Origin of the sequence: Lentibacillus halodurans (genome assembly GCF_900112045.1) — a bacterium.
GTDB classification, from domain to species: domain Bacteria; phylum Bacillota; class Bacilli; order Bacillales; family Amphibacillaceae; genus Lentibacillus; species Lentibacillus halodurans.
Genome location: NZ_FOJW01000002.1, coordinates 192,266 through 213,087, shown reverse-complemented (window position 1 = coordinate 213,087; position 20,822 = coordinate 192,266). Strand labels below are relative to the sequence as shown.

General features: G+C 42.2%; 9 protein-coding genes. 2 read left to right on the top strand and 7 right to left on the bottom strand.

Going from position 1 to position 20,822, the window contains the following annotated elements:
* Positions 1-12: 12 nt before the first annotated feature.
* The 3 genes from BM195_RS03695 to BM195_RS03685 all read right to left on the bottom strand — a co-directional run bounded on the left by BM195_RS03695 (position 13) and on the right by BM195_RS03685 (position 9,437).
* A complete protein-coding gene (locus BM195_RS03695; protein WP_090233794.1) occupies positions 13-1,422 on the bottom strand; it encodes a Na+/H+ antiporter NhaC family protein in 1,410 nt (469 codons plus the stop codon).
* 317 nt (positions 1,423-1,739) lie between these two features.
* Complete coding sequence (locus tag BM195_RS18195) at positions 1,740-8,690, bottom strand: lamin tail domain-containing metallophosphoesterase family protein (protein WP_090233791.1); 6,951 nt, start codon at positions 8,688-8,690, stop codon at positions 1,740-1,742.
* Between the two features lie 321 nt (positions 8,691-9,011).
* Complete coding sequence (locus BM195_RS03685; RefSeq protein ID WP_090233787.1) at positions 9,012-9,437, bottom strand: YugN family protein; 426 nt, start codon at positions 9,435-9,437, stop codon at positions 9,012-9,014.
* A gap of 295 nt (positions 9,438-9,732) precedes the next feature.
* Between BM195_RS03685 and BM195_RS03680 the strand changes: the two genes are divergently transcribed.
* Positions 9,733-12,822, top strand: coding sequence for a S8 family serine peptidase (locus BM195_RS03680; RefSeq protein WP_090233785.1), 3,090 nt, complete (start codon positions 9,733-9,735; stop codon positions 12,820-12,822).
* A gap of 374 nt (positions 12,823-13,196) precedes the next feature.
* Here BM195_RS03680 and BM195_RS03675 read toward each other — a convergent pair whose 3' ends face one another.
* From BM195_RS03675 to metA, 3 genes are all read right to left on the bottom strand, one after another.
* Complete coding sequence (locus tag BM195_RS03675; protein WP_090233783.1) at positions 13,197-16,289, bottom strand: AAA family ATPase; 3,093 nt, start codon at positions 16,287-16,289, stop codon at positions 13,197-13,199.
* Positions 16,290-16,310: 21 nt separating this feature from the next.
* Complete coding sequence (locus BM195_RS03670; protein ID WP_090233781.1) at positions 16,311-17,498, bottom strand: exonuclease SbcCD subunit D; 1,188 nt, start codon at positions 17,496-17,498, stop codon at positions 16,311-16,313.
* A gap of 335 nt (positions 17,499-17,833) precedes the next feature.
* The gene (gene metA / locus BM195_RS03665; RefSeq protein ID WP_090233778.1) at positions 17,834-18,742 is read right to left on the bottom strand and encodes a homoserine O-acetyltransferase MetA; all 909 of its coding nucleotides are present in this window, start codon (positions 18,740-18,742) and stop codon (positions 17,834-17,836) included.
* A gap of 280 nt (positions 18,743-19,022) precedes the next feature.
* Between metA and BM195_RS03660 the strand changes: the two genes are divergently transcribed.
* Positions 19,023-19,919 carry a GNAT family N-acetyltransferase gene (locus BM195_RS03660; protein ID WP_090233775.1) on the top strand — a complete coding sequence of 299 codons (897 nt, stop codon included), beginning with the start codon at positions 19,023-19,025 and terminating at the stop codon, positions 19,917-19,919.
* Between the two features lie 231 nt (positions 19,920-20,150).
* Here BM195_RS03660 and BM195_RS03655 read toward each other — a convergent pair whose 3' ends face one another.
* The gene (locus tag BM195_RS03655) at positions 20,151-20,795 is read right to left on the bottom strand and encodes a hypothetical protein (protein ID WP_170848135.1); all 645 of its coding nucleotides are present in this window, start codon (positions 20,793-20,795) and stop codon (positions 20,151-20,153) included.
* Between the last annotated feature and the right edge of the window lie 27 nt (positions 20,796-20,822).

Genomic DNA, 20,822 nt, shown 5'->3' with positions numbered 1-20,822 from the left:
CATTCCTCCCTATTATCCTAGTAATCCAAGTATTAAATAGATCAATGTACCAATTCCCCCAAGAATAAGAGAATATGGAATTTGTGTACGAACATGATCGATATGGTCAACTGCAGCTCCGGTGGAAGCCAGTATGGTTGTATCAGACAACGGAGAACAGTGATCACCAAAGACACCACCACCCGCGACTGCTGCTACTGTTGCCAGAACTATCGTATTGATGTCGCCGCCAGCAAATCCGATGGCAATTGGAACTGCAATTGGAATCATGATACCAAATGTTCCCCACGAAGTACCGGTTGAGAAAGCAATCAATGCAGCAAGCAGGAAAGTGATAGCTGGAAGCAAACCTGGATTAAGCCATGATTCGGTTACTTGAATTAAATAATTCGCTGTTCCCATCTGTTCACTTAGTGTATTAATTGTATAGGCAAAAACTAGTATCATAATGGCCGGCATAATACCTTTGATCCCATTCATGGCAGTATCCATAATATCTTTAACTGGGATTCCCTGAAAACGCATCAAAATACCTAAAAAGATGACTGCAGCAAGGAATGCTTCCATGGTTTTTGCAGAACCCAGCCCGATATACGTGCCTACAGCGATTGTAATAATCAGTAGAACCGGCAGAAAAAAATTCCATACGATACTCAGCAATCGGTCTTTAAAATATGGATCAATATTGGTTAATTCTTTTGATATCAATGGAGTTGAATGATCACGAATTAATTTTCCTTTAGTAATAGCCCGTTCCTCAGCCTTTTTCATTGGGCCAAAATCCTTGATAATTCCAGAAACAATCAGCCCAACAAACAGTACAGACAATACCGCATAAAAATTGAAAGGAATAGCTCTTGTAAATACAGCTAATGCATCCGTTTCATTCTGTATTGGCCCCAGCCCAATTAATAGCCCTGAAATGAACACAGCCCAACCAGTAATTGGTACAATAACACTTACAGGCGCTGAAGTAGAATCACAAATATACGCCAGCTTTTCACGGGAAATCCTTACCTTATCTGTTACTTTTCTCATCGTTGATCCAACAAATACTGGGCTGAAATAATCACTAAAAAATACGAACAGTCCCATAAACCATGAAGTGATTCCTATACGTTTTCTTGAATAATTTTTTCGACCGATAACATCAGCAAAACTTTGAATTGCTCCAGTGCGCTGAAAAAATGCAATTAAAATACCGATGAAAATTTCCAGAAGAAAGATCCATGAAAAATCTTCATTACCCAATGCTTTCATCATCAAATTCGGAAACCCGAGCAGTCCCTCTCCAGCTAAAAGAATGCCAACAAGACACGCAATAGCTAACGATAAAATCGTATCTCTTGTCCAGAAAGCAAGTACAATCGCAATGAGCGGTGGTAATACTGATACAACCCCCAATGTCGAAGCGCCATCCATTTCTCACCCTCCCTCAGGCAAACGTTTACAACATTTTATGATGTACTACAAAATTGTAGAACAATCATTTCAAACAGAAAATAGTGGTCACATCAGGCCATTTTAAATATCATTCAAAGACATCCATCGCAATTTTTTAAGAGGATTATACAATTCTTTTCTTTAAGAAATAGTTTATAATATCAACGTCTGCCCTTTTGACATGCTCGAAAAAAGTTCTTTTCAAACTATCGACAATCAGGATGCGTTTTTACTCACCCCAAATTGCAGTCGTTAAAGGAAAAGGACTCCACACCCCGGAGTCCTTCCTTCATAAATTATTCAATTTTTACAAATCGCTTTCTCCTGACATACCACATAGCCAACATTCCACCGCCAATGGTTGACAGTATAACCCCAGTGAACAAATAGTTAAACATGTTTGTCGCAGTATCTGGCAGTCCCTTTCCACTTCCACTGTCAGCCGTTGGTTTTTCAGGGACAGATGTTTCCTGATCGTCAGTCGCTTTTTCTTTTTCAAAAACGGCAAATGTACTGAAGTGCGTTAGTGGCGCTGTTACTTTTCCGTTCGCGTATTCGCCGCCAATGACGTCCCATTCATCGGTTTCCTCATTTAAATGATAAAGTTTAACGCTTAATGGGTCCTGCACACGCTCCTCGTCTACATGAAAGGTCAGTGTGATTCCCTCTGCAAACTCATGAATAACTGTATCACCTTGTGTTATTGAAAAATCATAAACTGGACTTAACGCATCTTTGACATCATCCAGCTTTTCAAAGTCAATGGATGCCACTCCAGTACCAGAAAATACGGAAGCAGGGATATCAAGCGTGATGTCGCTATTGGTAATCGTTAGGATGATCTGTTTATCTTTCAATGCTGCCACTTGTTCTTTCGTTAGGTCAAGAACAGCTGTTTCGGCATTTAATTTTATGATGATGTTGCCACTTTGATCAACTGCTTCAAAGACATTATCCTGAATCACAGCTCTGCCGTCTGAGACATCTGCTTCAACGGTTTGTTTCTGGTTATTAGGGAGAGGTTTTCCCGTTTGATCATCAGGTCTTTCCGGTTCACCCGGTTGATCGTCAGGTTCACCTGGATCTTCTGGTTTATCATTCGGATCACCCGGATCTTCGGGAACTTCAGGTTTTTCTGGCTCTTCCGGAACCACTTCTCCCTCAACGGTTGTAAAACCCCAAATATTTGAACGGGTGTTGCCACCATACGCATCGGTGGCGATGGTATACCAGAAATATTCACTTTCCGGCTCAAGTCCATCCCATGTAACCGTTGCGTCTTCCCCGCTAGGTACCTTTTCAGCAAGGCCGATTTGTTCATCCGTATAGACGTTAACTTCCACATAATCGGTAGCGACTCGTTTTTTCTCGGCTTCCAGGTTCCAATCGACCGCGAATTCATCTTTTCCCGGAAAATCTTCTGGATCATAAAAATTATATTCATCCAAATACGGAGAATAGGTTTGGACGTCAACCGTATTCGAATCCATATTAAAATTTAAGATGCGTAAATACCCTTGTCCGCCCTCTGGTCCGCCTTGGTAATCAGCAAGCATTTGGTATACCGATCTGTCAGCAGCACCATCACCGTCATCATCAATCTCATCAATAAGCGTTTGCGCATTGTGGTAATGACCAGAAAGAACTGCTTTCACATTATCATTCGGTACAACAACTTGTTCAAAAATATCATCACCTATCGGGCTTCTTGTCCCACTGGCTAACAAATATTCATGGAAACTTAAGATCGCTGTCCGGTTGGGGTGTGCAGCGAGAACATCATTCATCCAGTCCATGCCCGCTTGGTCAACACCCCAGCCCATGTACAGCATAATAAAATCGTTCCCGTTTACAGAGAGCAGATCATAGTGCCCGCGGTTATTCTCATAGGAATCGCCATAATAGGCACGGTCTTCAAAGCGATCGGCTCCAAAGTATTCGTTATAATTCACATAGTTGTTATTTTTCATATCGACATCATGATTGCCGGCAAGCACACCATATGGGATGCCCGTATCATCCAGCACTTTCATGTTCTGATTGGCCACTGCCCATTGATCAAAGTCATCGTAAACATTGACAAGATCTCCCGTATGAAAGACATATTCAATATTTAACTCATTTTGATGCTCGACAATCCAGTTGACTTGATCCTCATAGATGTATGGATAACTTTCCGAGTAATACTGTGTATCAGTCATCCACACCAAGGAGAAGTCCTCACCAGATGATGCGACTTGATCTTGAACAATCACACTGACTTTTCCGTCCTGCAGGTAGTCTGCACCTGTTACAGAACCGATCAGCTGGAATTCCTCAGCACCTGCAATGGTTGATGTCAGTTCAACCCACTCCCCGGAAGTGTAATTCCATGCATACATCGTAACTTTTCTGCCTTCGATGGAAGAACCATCCCAAACAACTTCAATTTCATCTTCAGGATCAACATTCTCATCAACCGTGACATCAAATCGGTGGTATGGAAATGCCGTATTGGATTCAGTGGCAAATTTCTCGCCATCCTCTTGTAACAGCTGACTTCTTTCATACTCCGTTAACATTGTTGCATCTTCAGGATCCTTCGTCTGTGGTGGTTCAGTTTTTGTCATATTCTGTGATATACGGAGATTTTCCGTGTCTTCTGCTGTATATTGATAGCCTTGGTAAAATCCAACATCCATTGCATCTTCTGTTGGGTCATTCAAACGTACGGAAAGATCGGCACTTGTACTGTCCGGTTTATTCTCCTGCCAATCGGGAAGCCCGGGATGTTCCTCCACGACAGAAAAAGTGACATCGGTCTTTCTAACATTCCCTGCAGCATCTTCTGCTGTAAAGACGGCTTCATGTTCACCAGGTGCAAGCAAAGCAGAGGATGTTTCATATGGCAGTGAAATCGGGTTGCCATCCAATTCGGCAGAGGCATCTTGTACCTCATTGGCATCCTGTACATCTGCATCAATCGTCAAGTCCCCTTTATATTCTTTGCCACCTTTAACAGAAGGGGTGATGACTGGTGCTGTATTATCTGTTATGACAGTTGTTGTAACATCTTCATCATCTAAAACCGCTCTGATTTCATGATCGCCGTCTTCCACCGCTGTTGTATCGAACAAATAGGCTGCAGATGCAAATTTCTCCTGTTCCAGTGTGAATGTAAAATCATACACGGACTGTTTTCCGGTACTATCCCCAACAGCATAATTAGTATTCGGATCACTGTAATCTGGATCATAGATGATCGTTCCATCCAATAACACGAGTCGGACATTTTTAATGGTAAAATCATCGCGGTTTTCAGTCGATGTTTCATCAAATGGACTCACTTTATTTCCGGAACGAATCGTAATCGTATTCTCACCAGGCTCTAATTTTTCCGGTGAAATCGGGACGGTAAGTGTTACGAAATCAGTATACGTATCATCAAATATTTCCAGTACTTCATCTCCCATAGTGACGCCGTTTTGGAAAAAGATATTCGTTTCCGAAACGTCAAATGCAAAATAGGCTTCATTTTCCATGGCCATATACGTGTCGGTCACTTGCTCGTCATCCAGGAACAGGTCAATATTTTCTGTATACGCATCCTCTGTTGCCTTAATCAGCTTTTCACCAGACAGCAATTCATTTTCATCCACATTTAAACGCAAGCCTGTTTCGGCATTCGGATGTGCGATGGAAAGCGTTTCTTTCTCGGTTGTATGCTGATTTTTTCCATCACTTGCAACAAAGTAATACGCTAGATTTTCTTGACCAATCAATTCCGGCTCATAAATTGTGTGCTGATAGGTGTCATTGTCACCGCGTTCCAGGCTGACTTTAGAAAATTCGTTGCCTTCCACAGTCCGGTAATACAGGTAAACCGATTTGACTTGATGGTCATCGGTAATCGTTGCCGAAACTTTGAACGATTCCTCGGATGTAAGATCTTCTTTATTCGTTGCATCTTCTACAACGGGATCGGTGCTATCTGCCGGCAGTTCGGTTTTCTTTTCAGGTACTTGTTCCGGCATTATTGTACCTGGTGTCGCATCGAATTCGCCCGAGCTGATTTTGGTTGATGTTGTGCCTCCGTCATGCGGGAAGCGGTAAAGAATGCCCTTATTTGCAACCGTATCATCAACGCCATTCACGTCATTATAGTTGACATAGGAGAGCTCATGACCTGTCTTTGTAGCCACTGTCAATGTACGTTCTGAACTGTTGGACATGCCATTATTGTAAATTTTAATCAAATCGGTGCCTTCCGTTAAATTCGTTCCATAATGCGTGTTAAAATCCTCACCGTTCATATTTGGATTGCCGCTATTAATTACCCATAATACAATCGATTCGCCGGAAGGAATGATGACATTTTCCTGATCCATAGACAGTCCCCATAAAAGATCATTTTCCGCTCCTGTATTTGGATAACGATAACGGATAATGTAATCATCCAAATCAATATCTTCGGTTGTGTTATTGTAAATCTCAATAAACTCATACGCATCCGCACCATTTGCATTTGATGAATCAGGAACCACCTCTGTTATTAATAGTGGTGGAATAGTCTGATAATCCACGTCAGATTGCGGAAGTTCAAATGTTCTGGTTACTGTTTTCGTTTTACCAGCCTGATTGGAGGCCGCGAAATAATAATCAATATGATCACTCCAAATGTCATCCATTGAAATTTTCGCAGTATAAGTTTTATCATTTTCACTTGCCAGATGGATGGTTTCAAATTCCAGACTTTCACTTTGCCTAAAATGTAAATTCACACCATTAAGCTGTTGTTCAGATGTAATGTCAATCTGGACTCGAATAGCTTCATCCGTCATTTCCAGGGAGGGATCGCCAATTTTTGGAGCTTCGGTATCGGTATCGATTTTAACCGGCTCTTGCGGAATTTGTTCCGGAAAAACAGTAAGCGGGGAGATGCTGGCCGCTGTGCCTACGTTTTCCATCACATGTCCTTCAGTCGGGTATTTGTAAGTGATACCCTGGCCTGAATATACGTCATCTGCATCATTATTATAAGTGGCTTCTGTAATGACATTGCCAAAATCATCAGTTAGAAGCAGTGTACGCTCACTTCCATTAGCCATTCCGTTGTTTTCGATGATGGTGACATGACTTTCCGGCAGTGATAATCCATATGCAGCATTGAAATCCTCTAAAGTCGCTTCCTGATTACCTTGGTTGTGAATCCAAACGATAAAGCTTTCTTGTGGTCCGATCACTTTATCTTCAGTCAAATCCCAATCTTGATCAGGTGTACTGGTCGGATACCGATAAATCAACTTATAATCTTGCAAATTAATCGGCTGGTTACTATTATTATAGATTTCGATGAATTCATAAGCATCACTGCCATTCATGTTCATCGTATCTGGTGTGATTTCGGTGATAAGTAACCTTGGCACGGTTTGTGCATCGTATTCTGCTTGAGGAATGGCTATGTCTTTTGTTTCGGTATCTGATTCACCGGCTTGATTAGCTGCAGTAAAATAATACCGTATCTTGTCACTCCAAATTGCATTAAGCGGTAAGCTGATTGTATAGATGGAAGGATCGTCTGTCCGATTTAATGACACGGACTCAAATCCCATCGCATCACTCTGCTTATAAAATAAGTTCACACCGGAAATATCGGTTTCTGATGTGACGTCCACTTCTGCCGTAATGGCATCATTCGTAACGTCTATCACAGGCTCGCCAATGACCGGAGATTCCAGGCTTCCATCGATTGCTACCGGATCATTGGGGACTTGTCCAGACAAAATTGCGGCTGGGTTCGCCTCTTCACTGATCCCAACTTTCGTCATCCTGGTTCCTTCCATTGGATATTGATAAGTAATGCCTTGATTTGGTTGTGTGTCATCTGTTTCTGTTTCATTATATGTTGCTTTTGAGATGTCATTGCCATAATTATCAGTTATGCTTAATGTGCGTTCTGATCCATTGGCCATGCCATTATATTCGATAATAGTCACTTGATCTTCTGTTAATTTCGTTCCATAGTTTTCATTAAAATCGTCAAGGTTCAAGTGATCATTTGTGCCGTTATGAATCCAAACAACCAAAGTCTCCTGGGAACCGATTTCTTTATCTTTCGTCAAATTCCATTCTGTTTCGCTTCCATCTGGATACCCATACTTCAGTTTATAGTCTTTCATATTGATGGATTGGTCGGTATTATTATAGATTTCGATAAATTCATAGCCATCCGAACCGCCGATGTTAGCTGTATCTGGTGTGATTTCTGTTATAAGAAACGTTGGCATGTTTTTCGGGTCAGGTGTTTCTGAAAAAGTCACTGCTGCTTCTATGTAATTCGTTTTTTCGGCATTTCCATCCTTATCTTCCGCTGTAATCTGATAACGGAAGACTGGTGACCAGAAATTGTCACTTGGAATTTGGACGTTGTATGTATCTGTCCCATCTACTTTTGAAAACGCAAGCTCATCAACCTGCATTTGTTCGCCTGTATGATAGGTTAATGTAACGTTTGCTGCATTAGGTACAGTTGCTTCAATGGTCAGATCATCTTCTCCATTTATTTCTGTAATTGGGTTGTGATCGATCGTGAATGCTTCTTCCTTTTGTTTTTTATTTTGAGATGCTGCACCTGTCTGTGTTTTTTCAGCTGTATCCGATTCCGTCGTTTCGGTTGTTTTGTCTGCAAGTGTTCCGGTGTCATTCGCGGAGGTTGAAGTGTCTTTGGATGTTTTTTCAGATGGCTGTTTGTTCCGGTCAGTGCTCTCTTTTTGTAAAGATTGATTTGTTTTACCCTTGGTATTTTCATCTGTAGTATCTTTTACAACTTCTGCAAGATAAGTTAATGATGTTTTATTCCCTTCGTTTGCCATTTCTGCTTCAAACCAATATTCAATTGTTTTTGGGGTTACATCAGAGCCTGGAATCGTCGCCGTAAATGAACTTTCATCCAATCGCTCCATCTGCAGGTCTTTCTTTGTTTCTTCCGATTTGTAATGCAAGGTCATCGCCACAGCTTTTTCATTCGAAACCTCAACGGTAAAATTCTGACTTTCCGTTAATTGAGACGGATGCTCATGCTCTACTTCCAAGATTGTATTTCCGTTGTCTGTTTGCTGCTTCGTTTGGACTGGTAGCTCAGCTTCTTCCTTATCTATTTCAGCAGCATGCAAAGTTGCCAATGGTCCTGGAAAAATGGTCGTTATTAAAAGTATGACAACCAGGACCACAGAAAAATAAGAGCGTGCCTTTCTTCCTTGCTTCCCCATACTCTCCCCTCCTATGTAAATGATTTCATTTACAAGTTACCATTTAGATATTAAGGAGAGTTAAATATAATATAAAGTTATTGTAAAAGGGTGTCTCGAGGAATTCCTATTAACGTTCACGGGCGAATACACATTTTTAAAAATGATGTGTCGATACAAATTCCATCCGGTATATAACATGACGTTTTTGTTATGAACAGGCTATTTATGAATTATATTCTGGCGTCCCCTTTCATGTCCATGTCAGTCATGCCGAGATACTTGGCGGTACTTTCAAATATCAGTAAAAAACCACCCTAAACTTGACCTCAAAAATGAATATCAGGATATTTTCAATTCACCCATCGAATTGACTACTTTCTCTATCTCCTGTTCACCAGCCGCTTCCCATCTACTTTTATCAATAATATTTCCGTCTTTGTCAACAGGATCCTGAAATTGATTAAATCCTGTCGTCGTCAGCAACGAACTTTCATCCCAATCCAAACCTGTATTGACGACATGTTTGATCACAAACGGTGTGCCGAACTCAATGTGTGCTTTAGGACTATCAAGTACTCCTTCCAATACATGAAAAGGAACTCTTATATAAATCGTTTCGCCTCCTTCCCGGCATAAAACCATGTCAAACATCCCCCGATCATACTCCCAGTTACCGCACAATGTATATCCATTGAACCTGAATATGTTGTATACGTCACCAAAATAGGCCTTCTTCCCTTCAAGACCCGTCTCCAATTTCAGCATTCAGTTTTCACTCCTTGAATTAAATTTGTTAAATATTAGTTTTAACCAAACATGAATTAAAATACCTTTTTAGCACATGCCTCATCTGGATAATTTTTTGAACCCTCTTAATTATGTCAGAATACTTTGTTAAAATATTGTAATTAAGTATTTAAGCCTATTACTTTTTACCCTTGTGTAAATTTTTGCAATTATCTATCATAAGTATTGATTGGTCATATAATTTTAATAGAATTGATAGAAAGGAGCGGACAGAAAAAAGTTACTGATCAAAACAAAGATAAGGGGGAAGTACATGCTAAAACGTATTGGTGTATTACTTATAATTTTTTTAATGGCATTTAGTCAAGTTGCATTTGCGTCGGGTGATCTAGTACAGAAGAGGGATCTTCAAAGAGAAAATCTGACACCGGAAAATCTGGAGCCGACCATTGATCCGGAAAAAGAGGTACGTGCAATCGTTGAAATCGATGGAGAAGCGCCGATTGAGAAAGCAACGAAGAAAGGGATTAAGTTTGGTAACTTAAGCGTCACTGAGAAAAAACAATTTATAAATGAAGCAAAGGCAAAGAAAAAAGCTGTTAAAGACACTATGAAAGGCAAAAATGTCAATGCAAAAGCGTTGCAGGAATTTGACACTGTTGTCAATGGGTTTAGTGTGAAAGTGCCATACAAAGATTTCGAATCTATTAAAGACATTCCTAATGTTAAAGAGGTTTATATTGCCAATGAATATGAACGTCCGATTGCTGAGCCTGACATGGCGCACAGCAAGGAATTGGTCGAAGCACAGCAGGCATGGCGTGACTATGATTTCAAAGGAGAAGGTATGGTCGTCGGTGTCATCGATACAGGTATTGATCATGAACACCAGGATATGGTGCTTTCTGACAGCTCGAGCGTTAAATTAACGGAAGACTATGTTAATGGAACCATTGAAGAAGAAGAGCTGCCAGGCCGTTATTACACGGACAAAGTTCCATATGGCTATAACTACATGGATGAGAACCATGAATATACCGATGATTTCCCAGGTGCATCTTCCCACGGGACACATGTAGCAGGTTCAGTTGGTGCAAATGGAGATAAAGACAATGGTGGAATCCTCGGTGTTGCTCCGAAAGCACAACTGTTGAATTTGAAAGTCTTCGGCAATGATCCGGAATTCCAGTCAACTTATGGTGATGTCTACATAAAGGCAATTGATGATGCAATTAAACTGGATGCCGACGTGTTGAATATGAGCTTGGGTTCTACTGCCGGTTTTGTAGACGATGAGTCACCGGAGCAGCAGGCAGTAACAAGAGCCGTTGATAATGGTGTATTAATGTCTATTTCTGCCGGTAATTCTGCCATGTTTGGTGATGGATATTTCTATCCATATGCTTCCAATCCTGATTATGGTGTGGCCGGTTCACCAGGTGTTGCTGATGACTCGCTGCAAGTTGCATCTTTTGAAAATGACCTGATGACAGTGGATGCACTCGAATACAGTGTTGATGGTGAAACAGGAAGTACCGGTTACTTATCAGCCAGCCAGGCGGACCCGCCAACTGATGGAAGTGCCATCGAATTAGTAGAAGCAGGTCTTGGTTATCCGGAAAATTATGAAGGAAAAGATGTTGAAGGAAAATTTGCTCTGGTTAAGCGCGGAGAATTAGACTTTGTTACGAAGGCGTTGAATGCACAGGACGCAGGGGCAGCTGGCATTTTTGTTTATAACAATGAAGATGGCATGGTCCATATGGCATCTGATCCAGAAGTTGTGATCCCGCAGCTGTTCTTATCAAAATCAGATGGGGATCTGCTTGCGGAGGCGATTGCTGACGGCCAGGATGTGAGCGTGTCCTTTCATGGTGAAACAACATCGATTGTAAATCCGGATGCAGAACAAATGAGTGATTTCTCATCTTGGGGATTAACACCAAACCTCGATTTTAAACCGGAAATCACAGCACCAGGCGGGCAAATATATTCGACGTTAAATAATGGTGAGTATGGCATTAAAAGTGGCACATCAATGGCTGCTCCACATATTTCAGGCGGTGGTGCATTAGTACTCGAACGTATTGATCAGGAATTCGACTATGAAGGTGCTGATCGTGTCAATCTGGCCAAAAATATAATGATGAACACTGGCAAAACGGTCGACTTTGAAGGTGCACCCGTCTCTCCTCGCCGTCAAGGTTCCGGAATGATGCAATTGCATGCCGCATTGTCAACACCTGTAATGGTTACAGAATCCGAGACAGGTGAAGCAAAGGTCGCATTGAAAGAAATAACAGAAGATGTCGTCAGTTTTGAATTAACGGCTGAAAACTTCACAGATGAAGCTGTCACGTATGAAGTAGAAGCGAATGCACAGACAGATTCACCGGTCGATGGTGGAGGCGTTTTAGTAACTGCACCAAACTTATTCCCGGCAACGGAACTGGATGATGCAGCAACTGTTGATAATACGGTAGAGGTGCCTGCAAATGGTACCGTGACATTTGACGTAACCATTGATGTCAATGATTGGAATGGAGACTTGAATGCTATTTTTACCAATGGCTATTGGCTGGAAGGTTTTGTAACCTTAACAGATCCAACTGATGTTCATCCAACACTGACTGTTCCATATGCCGGTTTCAAAGGTGAATGGGATGAGGCCCCTATCTTTGATACAGCGGATGAAAATTCTTACTATGACATGACTGGTATTGCGACAGATCTCGGCGATGAAAACTATGGGTTCTTTGAAGAAAAGGCTGTCATCTCCCCGAATGGTGATGGCGAGCTGGATGATGCATTGCTGGTTGTTTCTTTCCTAAGAAATGCTGAGTCGGTTAACTTTAATGTATTAGATGCTGACGGAAATGTAGTCGAAACATTAACAGAAGAAAGCTACGTACGGAAAAACTATTATGATAGCGGTCTTGCCCCAGCTTACTCCCTTGATCCGGAGCGAACATGGGATGGAACTATTAATGGAGAATCTGCCCCGGATGGTCAATACTTCCTGCAGGCTGAAGCAGTCATTGACTTTGATGGTGCAGAGCAGCAATCTATTGAACTTCCAATCTCCTTGGATACCGCCGGACCGGAAGTAGAGGCGGACATAAACCGCGGTCAACGTGAAGTATCGCTGGCAGTATCCGATGCTAATGGAATTGACGAATGGGAAGTTCAAATTGATCATAATGAACCAATCATTGTAACGGATGAAAACGAACTTGAACTAGAAGGCATTCACCCTAGTCAAGTTGTAACCGTTACAGCTACCGACAGTGTTGGTAATGTAACAGAGGATGTTGTGATGGGACCACAAGGTAAAGCAAAAGGGAAATTCAAAGGCAACCAAGGGAATAACGGAAACAATGGCAAAGGGCCAAAGAACAACTAACTGAATAACTTCATGTAATCCCCGGTGTTCTTATCGTGAGCGTGTACTGCAGCCCAAAAGTTCGAGTAAAAATCGAATTTTGGGTCACCTCTGAACACTGGGGGTTTTTGATGACAAAATCTGAAATTCAGGGAATGCTTGGGCTAAACCATGCACGAAGAATCTCGAGATGTATCAAAATCGCCTATCAAATACATCATCGTGAACCGCAAATGTTTAAACGTTTGCGGTTCTTTCTGTTTTTTTATCCATGTCATCATAAATAAAAGACTAGCCATCAGCCTTCATCGGGTAGAAGGCCCCTTAAAGAATGTTTGGAACTATTGTGTCAAATATAAGCTATCACCTGTTCCAGGCCGAGCTCATTTTCTTCTTCACTTCACCTGAAATTGTGTCCTGCTGTGTCCTTCTTTCGTTTTGATAACATCCAATCTTGCCGGGAACATCGTTTTGAGGTCCTGTACGTGCGAGATTACACCGATCATCCTGCCTGACTGCTGCAAATCAATAAGTGTATCAATGGCTTTATTCAAGGACTCTTCGTCTAAAGTTCCAAAGCCTTCATCGATGAACATCGTATCCATCGAGATGTTGCCCTGAAAGCTCTGGATCACATCGGACATGCCTAATGCAAGACATAGTGATGCATTAAATTTTTCCCCCCCTGACAATGTTTTGACATCGCGCGTCTGCCCTGTGTAGGCGTCATATACATCAAGTGCAAGACCGCTTTGTCTGCCGTGGGACTCCTGACGTTCACTTCGCATCAGATAAAACTGCCCATTAGACAAACGTTTAAGGCGCCCATTTGCCGCTTCAATAATCCGCTCCAAATATTCGATCTGCAGGTATCGTTCAAAAGAAATTTTTTGATTGTTTTGGCCACGTAAAACATCGTATAAATCCGTAATGGCTGCCAGTTCTTTTTCCCGATCGGCGACTTGTTCATGGGCTTGCATGAGATTTCCTCTGATATTGGAAGCCTGATGTTTGTAATCTTTAGACTGATTTAATGCTTTATATGCCTGTTCATAGGCTTGCTTCAGCATTTCCAATTCTTCCTGCAATCGGGACAAATTAACACGCTCTTTATGCTTGAGTATTTCGGAGAGGTCATTTACTTGCTGTTTTTTGGCGGACAGATTTTCGTTAAACCGACGAATCGTATCCTTCCACTTCTGCCGTTCTGCTGCAGGCATTTTTGCTGTATGATAGGCCTCTTCTGTTTCGAACTTTGCTTCAGATAATGCTTGCTGAAATTGCTGCTCGGCTTTCGTGCGTTTTTCCTTCGTTTCGTTCAGCTGCTTTTGGGCATGTTTGAGGTCAGCACCAGCCTTGGTGCTCAATTCTTTTGCCTGATTTAGCTGCTGCTGTGCATCATCCCAGGCTTTTTCGAGCTTTGTTTTGTGCAGCTCGATCGATTCGATTTGCTTTTCCAACGCCGCAACTGTTTGTACGTCTTCCGGGATGGTTCGCAATTTTTCTTTATAGACTTCGCTGGCCGCCCGATAGTCAGACTGAAGATCCTGATAAGTTTTATCCAGCTGTTCTTTTTTGGTTTCCAAGCGCTTCTGTTCTTCTTTTGCTTTTTTGTGATCCGCTTTATATTGTTTCAGTTCCTCACGCTGTTTTTCCAGAAATTCCACTTCACGCTTTAGTTTTGTTCCTTTTTGCAGCAAGTGTTCCTTGAGGGATGCTGCATCACCCTTCTTAATCCCGTTATCGACAAGTTCCTGTTCCTTTTCCGTTAACTCTTTGGCTTTCGATTTCACTTCAGCAGCAGCTTCCCTGTATAGCTTCTCTTTATTATCCAGTTCTTTTTTCAGAGAAGTGAGCTCGCTGCGTGATATTACTTCTCCCTGATTATTTGCTTTATGAGGATGTTCGTTGCTTCCGCAAACAGGACAAGCTTCCCCATCATGCAAGTGATCGGCGAGAATGACAGCCTGATTATTCAGCCAGATATGTTCCTTTTCTCTGTATGCCTTTTGTACGGTCAAAAAAGATGTTTCTTTTCGTTCAACATCCTGCTTTAGGGAGGAATACTTTGTCTGAAGGTTCAAATAAGCATTTACAGCCTTATACTGTTCCTGCATATTCGTTCGCGCCTGCTGTTTTTCAGGCAGTTGGGTGACAGCTTGATCAATTTCGGTTATTTTCTTATCATATGCTTCAGTCTCCTCCGTTTTTTTCTGAAGGTCTTTTTTCACGTTTTGCAAATCTTCGGCAGCCTTTTTACCTTTTTGCGCAAGTGTTTCCAGATCATTTTTCCGCTGATCCAATTCCTTCACAGTCGGTAAATATCCTTTTAACCTCTCCAGCTGTCTGCCTGCTTCTTCCCGTTCACTTTTTTTATGTTCTTCCTGCCGGTAGACATATTCGGCCTGTTCAAGCTTCCTTTTGGCATCTTCGTCGGTGCTTTTCGCTTGGTGTAAAAATTCGGTCTTTATTTTTTCATCCTGTTTCCAGTCAGCAGTCTGTTTTTCATAAATTTCCAGATGACTGGCCTGCTCGGCGTCTTCCAGGTGCTTTTCTTTTTCAGTGTACGCTGGCACCTGTTTTTTTAGTTCTTCAAGGTCATTCCGTTTTTTGTCCAAATCGGCAAACTGGTCATTCAACGCTTTTGCCTGATGCAGCTCAGTTTGCTTTCTGTCATGTTTTTGATAGGCATCCTGATATTTTTGCTCGTCGATCGAAATTTGCTCTGTATAATACGCTATTTCTGCATCAAGGCAAGAAGCGATTTGATTGATATTATAGAATTCGTCAGAAAGTAGATTGAACAGTTCAGACTCTTTCCGCTCCGGCAATGCGGTATAGATGCTTTGAATATAATGATCCAGCATCTGCTGTGCCTGTTTAAAGGTTTGATCAACACGGTTTTTTCTGTCCCGGAGGAGCAGATTGATCTGGTTATAGCTTTCTGTTTTGAACAGTCTGCGCAAAATGGCTTCTTTATTTTCCGTTTGTGATGTCAATAGTTTACGGAATTCACCCTGCGGCAGCATGACAATCTGCTTAAACTGATCTTGCGTCAGGCCGATAATCTCTTCAACTTTTTTATCAATTTCAGAAACAATTTGCCGGTCCACACACGGAACTTCCCTGCCATCCATTTTTTCATAAAACTCATAACGCTCACCGGTCTTGGACTTGTTTCCCTTTTTTACATGTCCCGGCTGCCGTAGAATACGATAGTGTCTGTCATTGATTTCAAATTCCAGTTCGATGGCTGTATGCGTATCATCCGCGGCAAAATCACTGCGCAGCATCCGGTTATCTTCCCGGTCCGTTCCGCTGGCACTGCCGTACAAGGCAAAACAGATGCCATCAAAAATCGTTGTCTTGCCTGATCCGGTATTCCCTGATATGACGAATAGATTGTACTGATCGAGCTCGTTAAAATCAATCGTCTCGGTACGCTTATACGGCCCGAATGCTGTCATGGTCAACTTCAATGGTCTCAACGTATATCCCCCCTCTCCGTTCTAGTTCACTATCGTTTCTTTTCGTTTTGTGTTCGTTTCATTTTCTTCTTTTAAAAGTTCCTCAAATACTTCTTTAAAAATCGTTTCCGTATCCTCTGATGCATCATGGCCTTTCACTTCTTTATAAAAGGCTTTGAAAAGATCCAGATCACTCATTTCACTTCGGCTCTTCCGGTTGCTGAATTCAGCATGCTCAGTCGGTAACATGGCATTTCCGCGTTCCACATGCATTGCATTGGGATAAACCGATCGGATCCGTTCCATCGGTGAAAGAACAGGTGTCTCATCCAATAGACGTACAAACACATAGTCATCATTAACCGGCTGGTGAAGCAAATTCTCCAATGTTTCCTCTACACGTCGGATGTCTCGTCTTGGTGTAAGTGCGCGTTTTTCAACTGTGACGTTTCCATCAGCATCTATCTCAACAACATGGAATCCTTTCGCATGATGCGCTTCTGAAATGGAATATTTTAAAATGGAGCCTGAATAGCGGATGTTTTCTGTAAGTACATAATGTGCCTGATGGAGGTGACCAAGAGCTGTATAATGGAACGGTGAAAAATGGTGCGCATCAACATACTCCGTTCCCCCGATTGAAAGCGGACGTTCCGATTCACTTGTATTCTCTTCTTCTTCGCCAAACGGGGTCACAAAGGCATGTCCTATGTAAACATGACGTGCACACGGATCCATATGCTGTTGAATGTTTTCAGTGATTTTCCGTGCAGCATCATTATGGGTACGGATCGATTCATCTTCCAATGTTGTACGGACAACGCTCGGATCACAGTATGGCACCAAATGGAAATGCACTTCGCCATGCGTATCATGAAGGATTACAGGCTCCCGATTGCCGGTGAAATTCCCGGTGATATGAAAACCGTTCTGCTTCATGATCCTGCTGCCAAAGTTCAGGCGGCTCGGACTGTCATGATTCCCCGCAACTGCCAGCACAGGCGTATTCAGCTTCAAAACAATCGTCTCCAGCACTTCATCCAGCAGGTGCACAGCTTCTGTCGGCGGCACAGCCCGATCGTACAAATCTCCTGCAATAATGACTGCATCAGGCTTTTCTTCCTCTATCGCCTTTATGAATTGTTCCAGTACATAACGCTGATCCTCTGTCATGTACACGCCCTGAACGAGTTTGCCCAAATGCCAGTCTGCGGTATGAAAAAACTTCATGATCCTCTCCCCTTTCACGACCGATTCTATCTGTCTATTATAATATAACATGATATTTTCATGTAAGGATGACTGGTTTGGATTAATTTGTTTCCTGATATTTCCTCCGTTCTGCAGATATCCTCTATTATTCTGTCGATCCCCCCCTCCTCCGTTGATTCCTTTCGTTTTTCTGTCGATATTTCCCCTCTTCTGTTGATTCCTCTCATTCTTCCTGCTGATATTTCCTATGCCGCTGCTATTCTTCCTTATGCCAGCAGATTCATATCCGCATCACCACTGGATTAAAAAAGCTGCAGCCCTTATGATCTAAGGCATACAGCACATACTTGTGTCTATTCCCACTCAAACGGCGTTTCCTGATAAACGTAATAGTTGAGCCAGTTCGAGAACAGCAAGTGACTGTGTGAACGCCATTTGTGCGGCGGCTGTGCATGGACATCATCACCCGGAAAATAGTTCTCCGGTATATCCGTATCCAATCCCTTGCTGTGATCCCGTTCATATTCCTCGGCAAGCGTTGTTGCATCATACTCCAGATGTCCGGTAATCATAATATTTTTAGCATCGTTGGACATGATAATAAACGGTGCACCTTGTTCAGAAACAGACAGCAGAGTCAGATTCGGATTTTCTTCAATCGCTTCCCTGGATACATTTGTATACCTGGAATGCGGGGCATGGAAAATGTCGTCAAAACCGCGCACGAGTTTGATGGTATGATCGGAAATTTGATGTTCATAAATGCCAAAGCACTTCCTATGCATTTCAAATTTTTCAATACCGTAATGGTGATATAAACGTGCCTGGGCACCCCAGCATATATGTAAAGTCGAGGTTACATTCGTTTCAGACCAATCCATAATGTCCGTCAGTTCATCCCAATAGGTCACGTCCTGGAATGCCATCTGTTCAACTGGCGCACCCGTGATGATCAGCCCGTCAAACCGGCGACTCTGAATCTCTGAAAATGTTTTATAAAAATTTTCCAGATGATGCCGGCTTACGTGTGTCGGCAGGTGTGTTGCAGTCCTGAGAAAGGTGATATTGACCTGTAGCGGCGTGTTTCCCAATAACCGCAATAGCTGCAATTCCGTTCGTTCTTTTTCAGGCATCAAATTCAAGATTAATATATTTAGCGGACGAATATCCTGCGTTCGGGCTTTATCCTCATCCATGACAAAAATTTTCTCCTGCTTCAGTACACCACTGGCAGGCAATTGTTTTGGTATATTTATTGGCAACGGACACCACTTCCTTTTTCGCTTCAGATATTTCTTCCATTATAGAACGCAATCTCATTCGTAGCAATCATCTTGCAGAATTTTTAGATGTTTCACCACATGAACTAAACCATTTCCCGATAACACGGTGACATGGTACCCTGTAATCAGATAAGATAATCTTCCTTCAGTGGCGGTGTTTCCACTTTCCGTTATCTGCCCCCTTCACTTCATGTTTCTAAGTCGGGGGGAGTTTTCTCGGATGGTTGTACCGAAAAAATGATCTGGGAGTGTTCGAGATATGAAGAAAACAATCCGGGTTCTGCACAGTAATGATTATCCTCATCTGGAAGTAATGGATACAGGGATTGAATTTGACTATATAAAACATATATTTGACAGGCTTGTAACTGGAAATAACCGGTTATATGGATTATTCCTTGATGGTCAGTTGGTCAGTCTGAGCGGATATTCAATTTATGCGGGCAGTTATGCCATGCTCGGACGTTTAAGAAGTGATCGTCGTTTTACGGGAAACGGGTATTCAACCGAACTTGTGAGCTATGTTTTGAACCAGGTGTTTCAGCTGAACAATATTCATTGGGCGGGGGCCAACACTCAGGAGGATAATGGTTCAGCCCGGCGTGTTTTGGAGAAAATAGGCCTGTCTGCTTATACGACCTTGCACGGTGCGATTACAAAGGATATTTCATTACTTGAATCGGGCTCTGAACCATGGTGGCCTGTTACAGATCTGCAGCGCAAACAGGAATGGATAAACAGGCTGTACATTAAATCAGCATCCATTTTTCCGTATGAATGCTATTATCCCTTCCCCGGCTCACCGGATTTATTTCAGGATCATGACTTGATGCAGTGGTCCTTTTATGAGAACGAATCTGGAACACGTTTCCTGATTACAAAATATGATCAGAAGAAACATCATTACTTGCATGCTGTTTATCCATGGAACGACATTGTATCACAGCAGGGGTTATGGGAGACGATTGCCAATGATTACCGGAGGCTGGCACAACAAACAGATGATGAAACTTACATATGGATGGATTTAACTAAAGAGGAAGCACAGTCACTTCCTTTGAGTCATCAGTTTGAGCTGCCTTCCCCATGGATACTGTACGGGATAGATAAAGTAACATTTCATTCAACGAGGCGTTCTAGCCCCGCTGAATGTTAATTGAATCGAAATTACGACGCATAGGAAATGACTAACTTGGCTGTCGGGCAGTCGATCACCACTTATCTTCCTGGTATCATCTCAGGTCTTCAGGCTGGAATCTTGCTGCCCGTCTTTGACATGGGACTAGACGAGCGCTCTAGCATGATTTCAAAGCACGCGCATTTTCCCTTGTTTTGAGTATCAATATTGATCGATCCAATGGCTATGTTCTATTAAGCAACCAGGGTTTCATTTCTTCGGACTGTATGGAAATAACGTATACGACCATGAATATAGAAAATCGACAGCAAAAATGATTCCCCAGAGCATGCCAATGCCATAAACCGTTTCATTCGCATACGGTGAATCTGCTGCAGTGCCCGATTCAATCCATGAAAAATCAGTTAAATACCCCAGCATTTCACCAAAACTATCCGTTCCGTAAGCCCAAAAAATACTCTGTACTACGACAAATACGACTAAATGCGCTGTGGAACTCCAACGGTACTTTCGCGCTATAAACTTGGGATCTTTATTCCTTTCCATGATGCGATAATCTTTTTCAGTTAACAGTTCCACGCCGCGCCATCTGCTAATTGTCTTCCGCATCCACCGATCCAGTTTCTTAAAATCATAAATACCAAATGTGCAGGCATAAATAACAAAAATGGTAATGATCATCTGGAAGTTGGAAATCTCTCCCGTTTCCCGATAAATAAGAATACCCAGCAAAGCCTCAATTCCGAGCAGGATAAGGAACACAAGTAAAAACATCAGGCTCAACTGCCGCTTGCTCAACAGGTAACGGACAACACCAAAGAGCAAAAGTGCCACCATTGACAGTACTTCTGCTACAATAAAAATTTCCCACTGGTAATCAATCAACAGCCCCATCAATTCATCATCCCCATATTTAATCTA

Coding starts and splice junctions, on each gene's coding strand:
- BM195_RS18195 (WP_090233791.1), bottom strand. CDS start 8,690: ATGGGGAAGCAAGGAAGAAAGGCACGCTCTTATTTTTCTGTGGTCCTG.
- BM195_RS03695 (WP_090233794.1), bottom strand. CDS start 1,422: ATGGATGGCGCTTCGACATTGGGGGTTGTATCAGTATTACCACCGCTC.
- BM195_RS03680 (WP_090233785.1), top strand. CDS start 9,733: ATGCTAAAACGTATTGGTGTATTACTTATAATTTTTTTAATGGCATTT.
- BM195_RS03670 (WP_090233781.1), bottom strand. CDS start 17,498: ATGAAGTTTTTTCATACCGCAGACTGGCATTTGGGCAAACTCGTTCAG.
- BM195_RS03660 (WP_090233775.1), top strand. CDS start 19,023: ATGAAGAAAACAATCCGGGTTCTGCACAGTAATGATTATCCTCATCTG.
- BM195_RS03685 (WP_090233787.1), bottom strand. CDS start 9,437: ATGCTGAAATTGGAGACGGGTCTTGAAGGGAAGAAGGCCTATTTTGGT.
- BM195_RS03655 (WP_170848135.1), bottom strand. CDS start 20,795: ATGGGGCTGTTGATTGATTACCAGTGGGAAATTTTTATTGTAGCAGAA.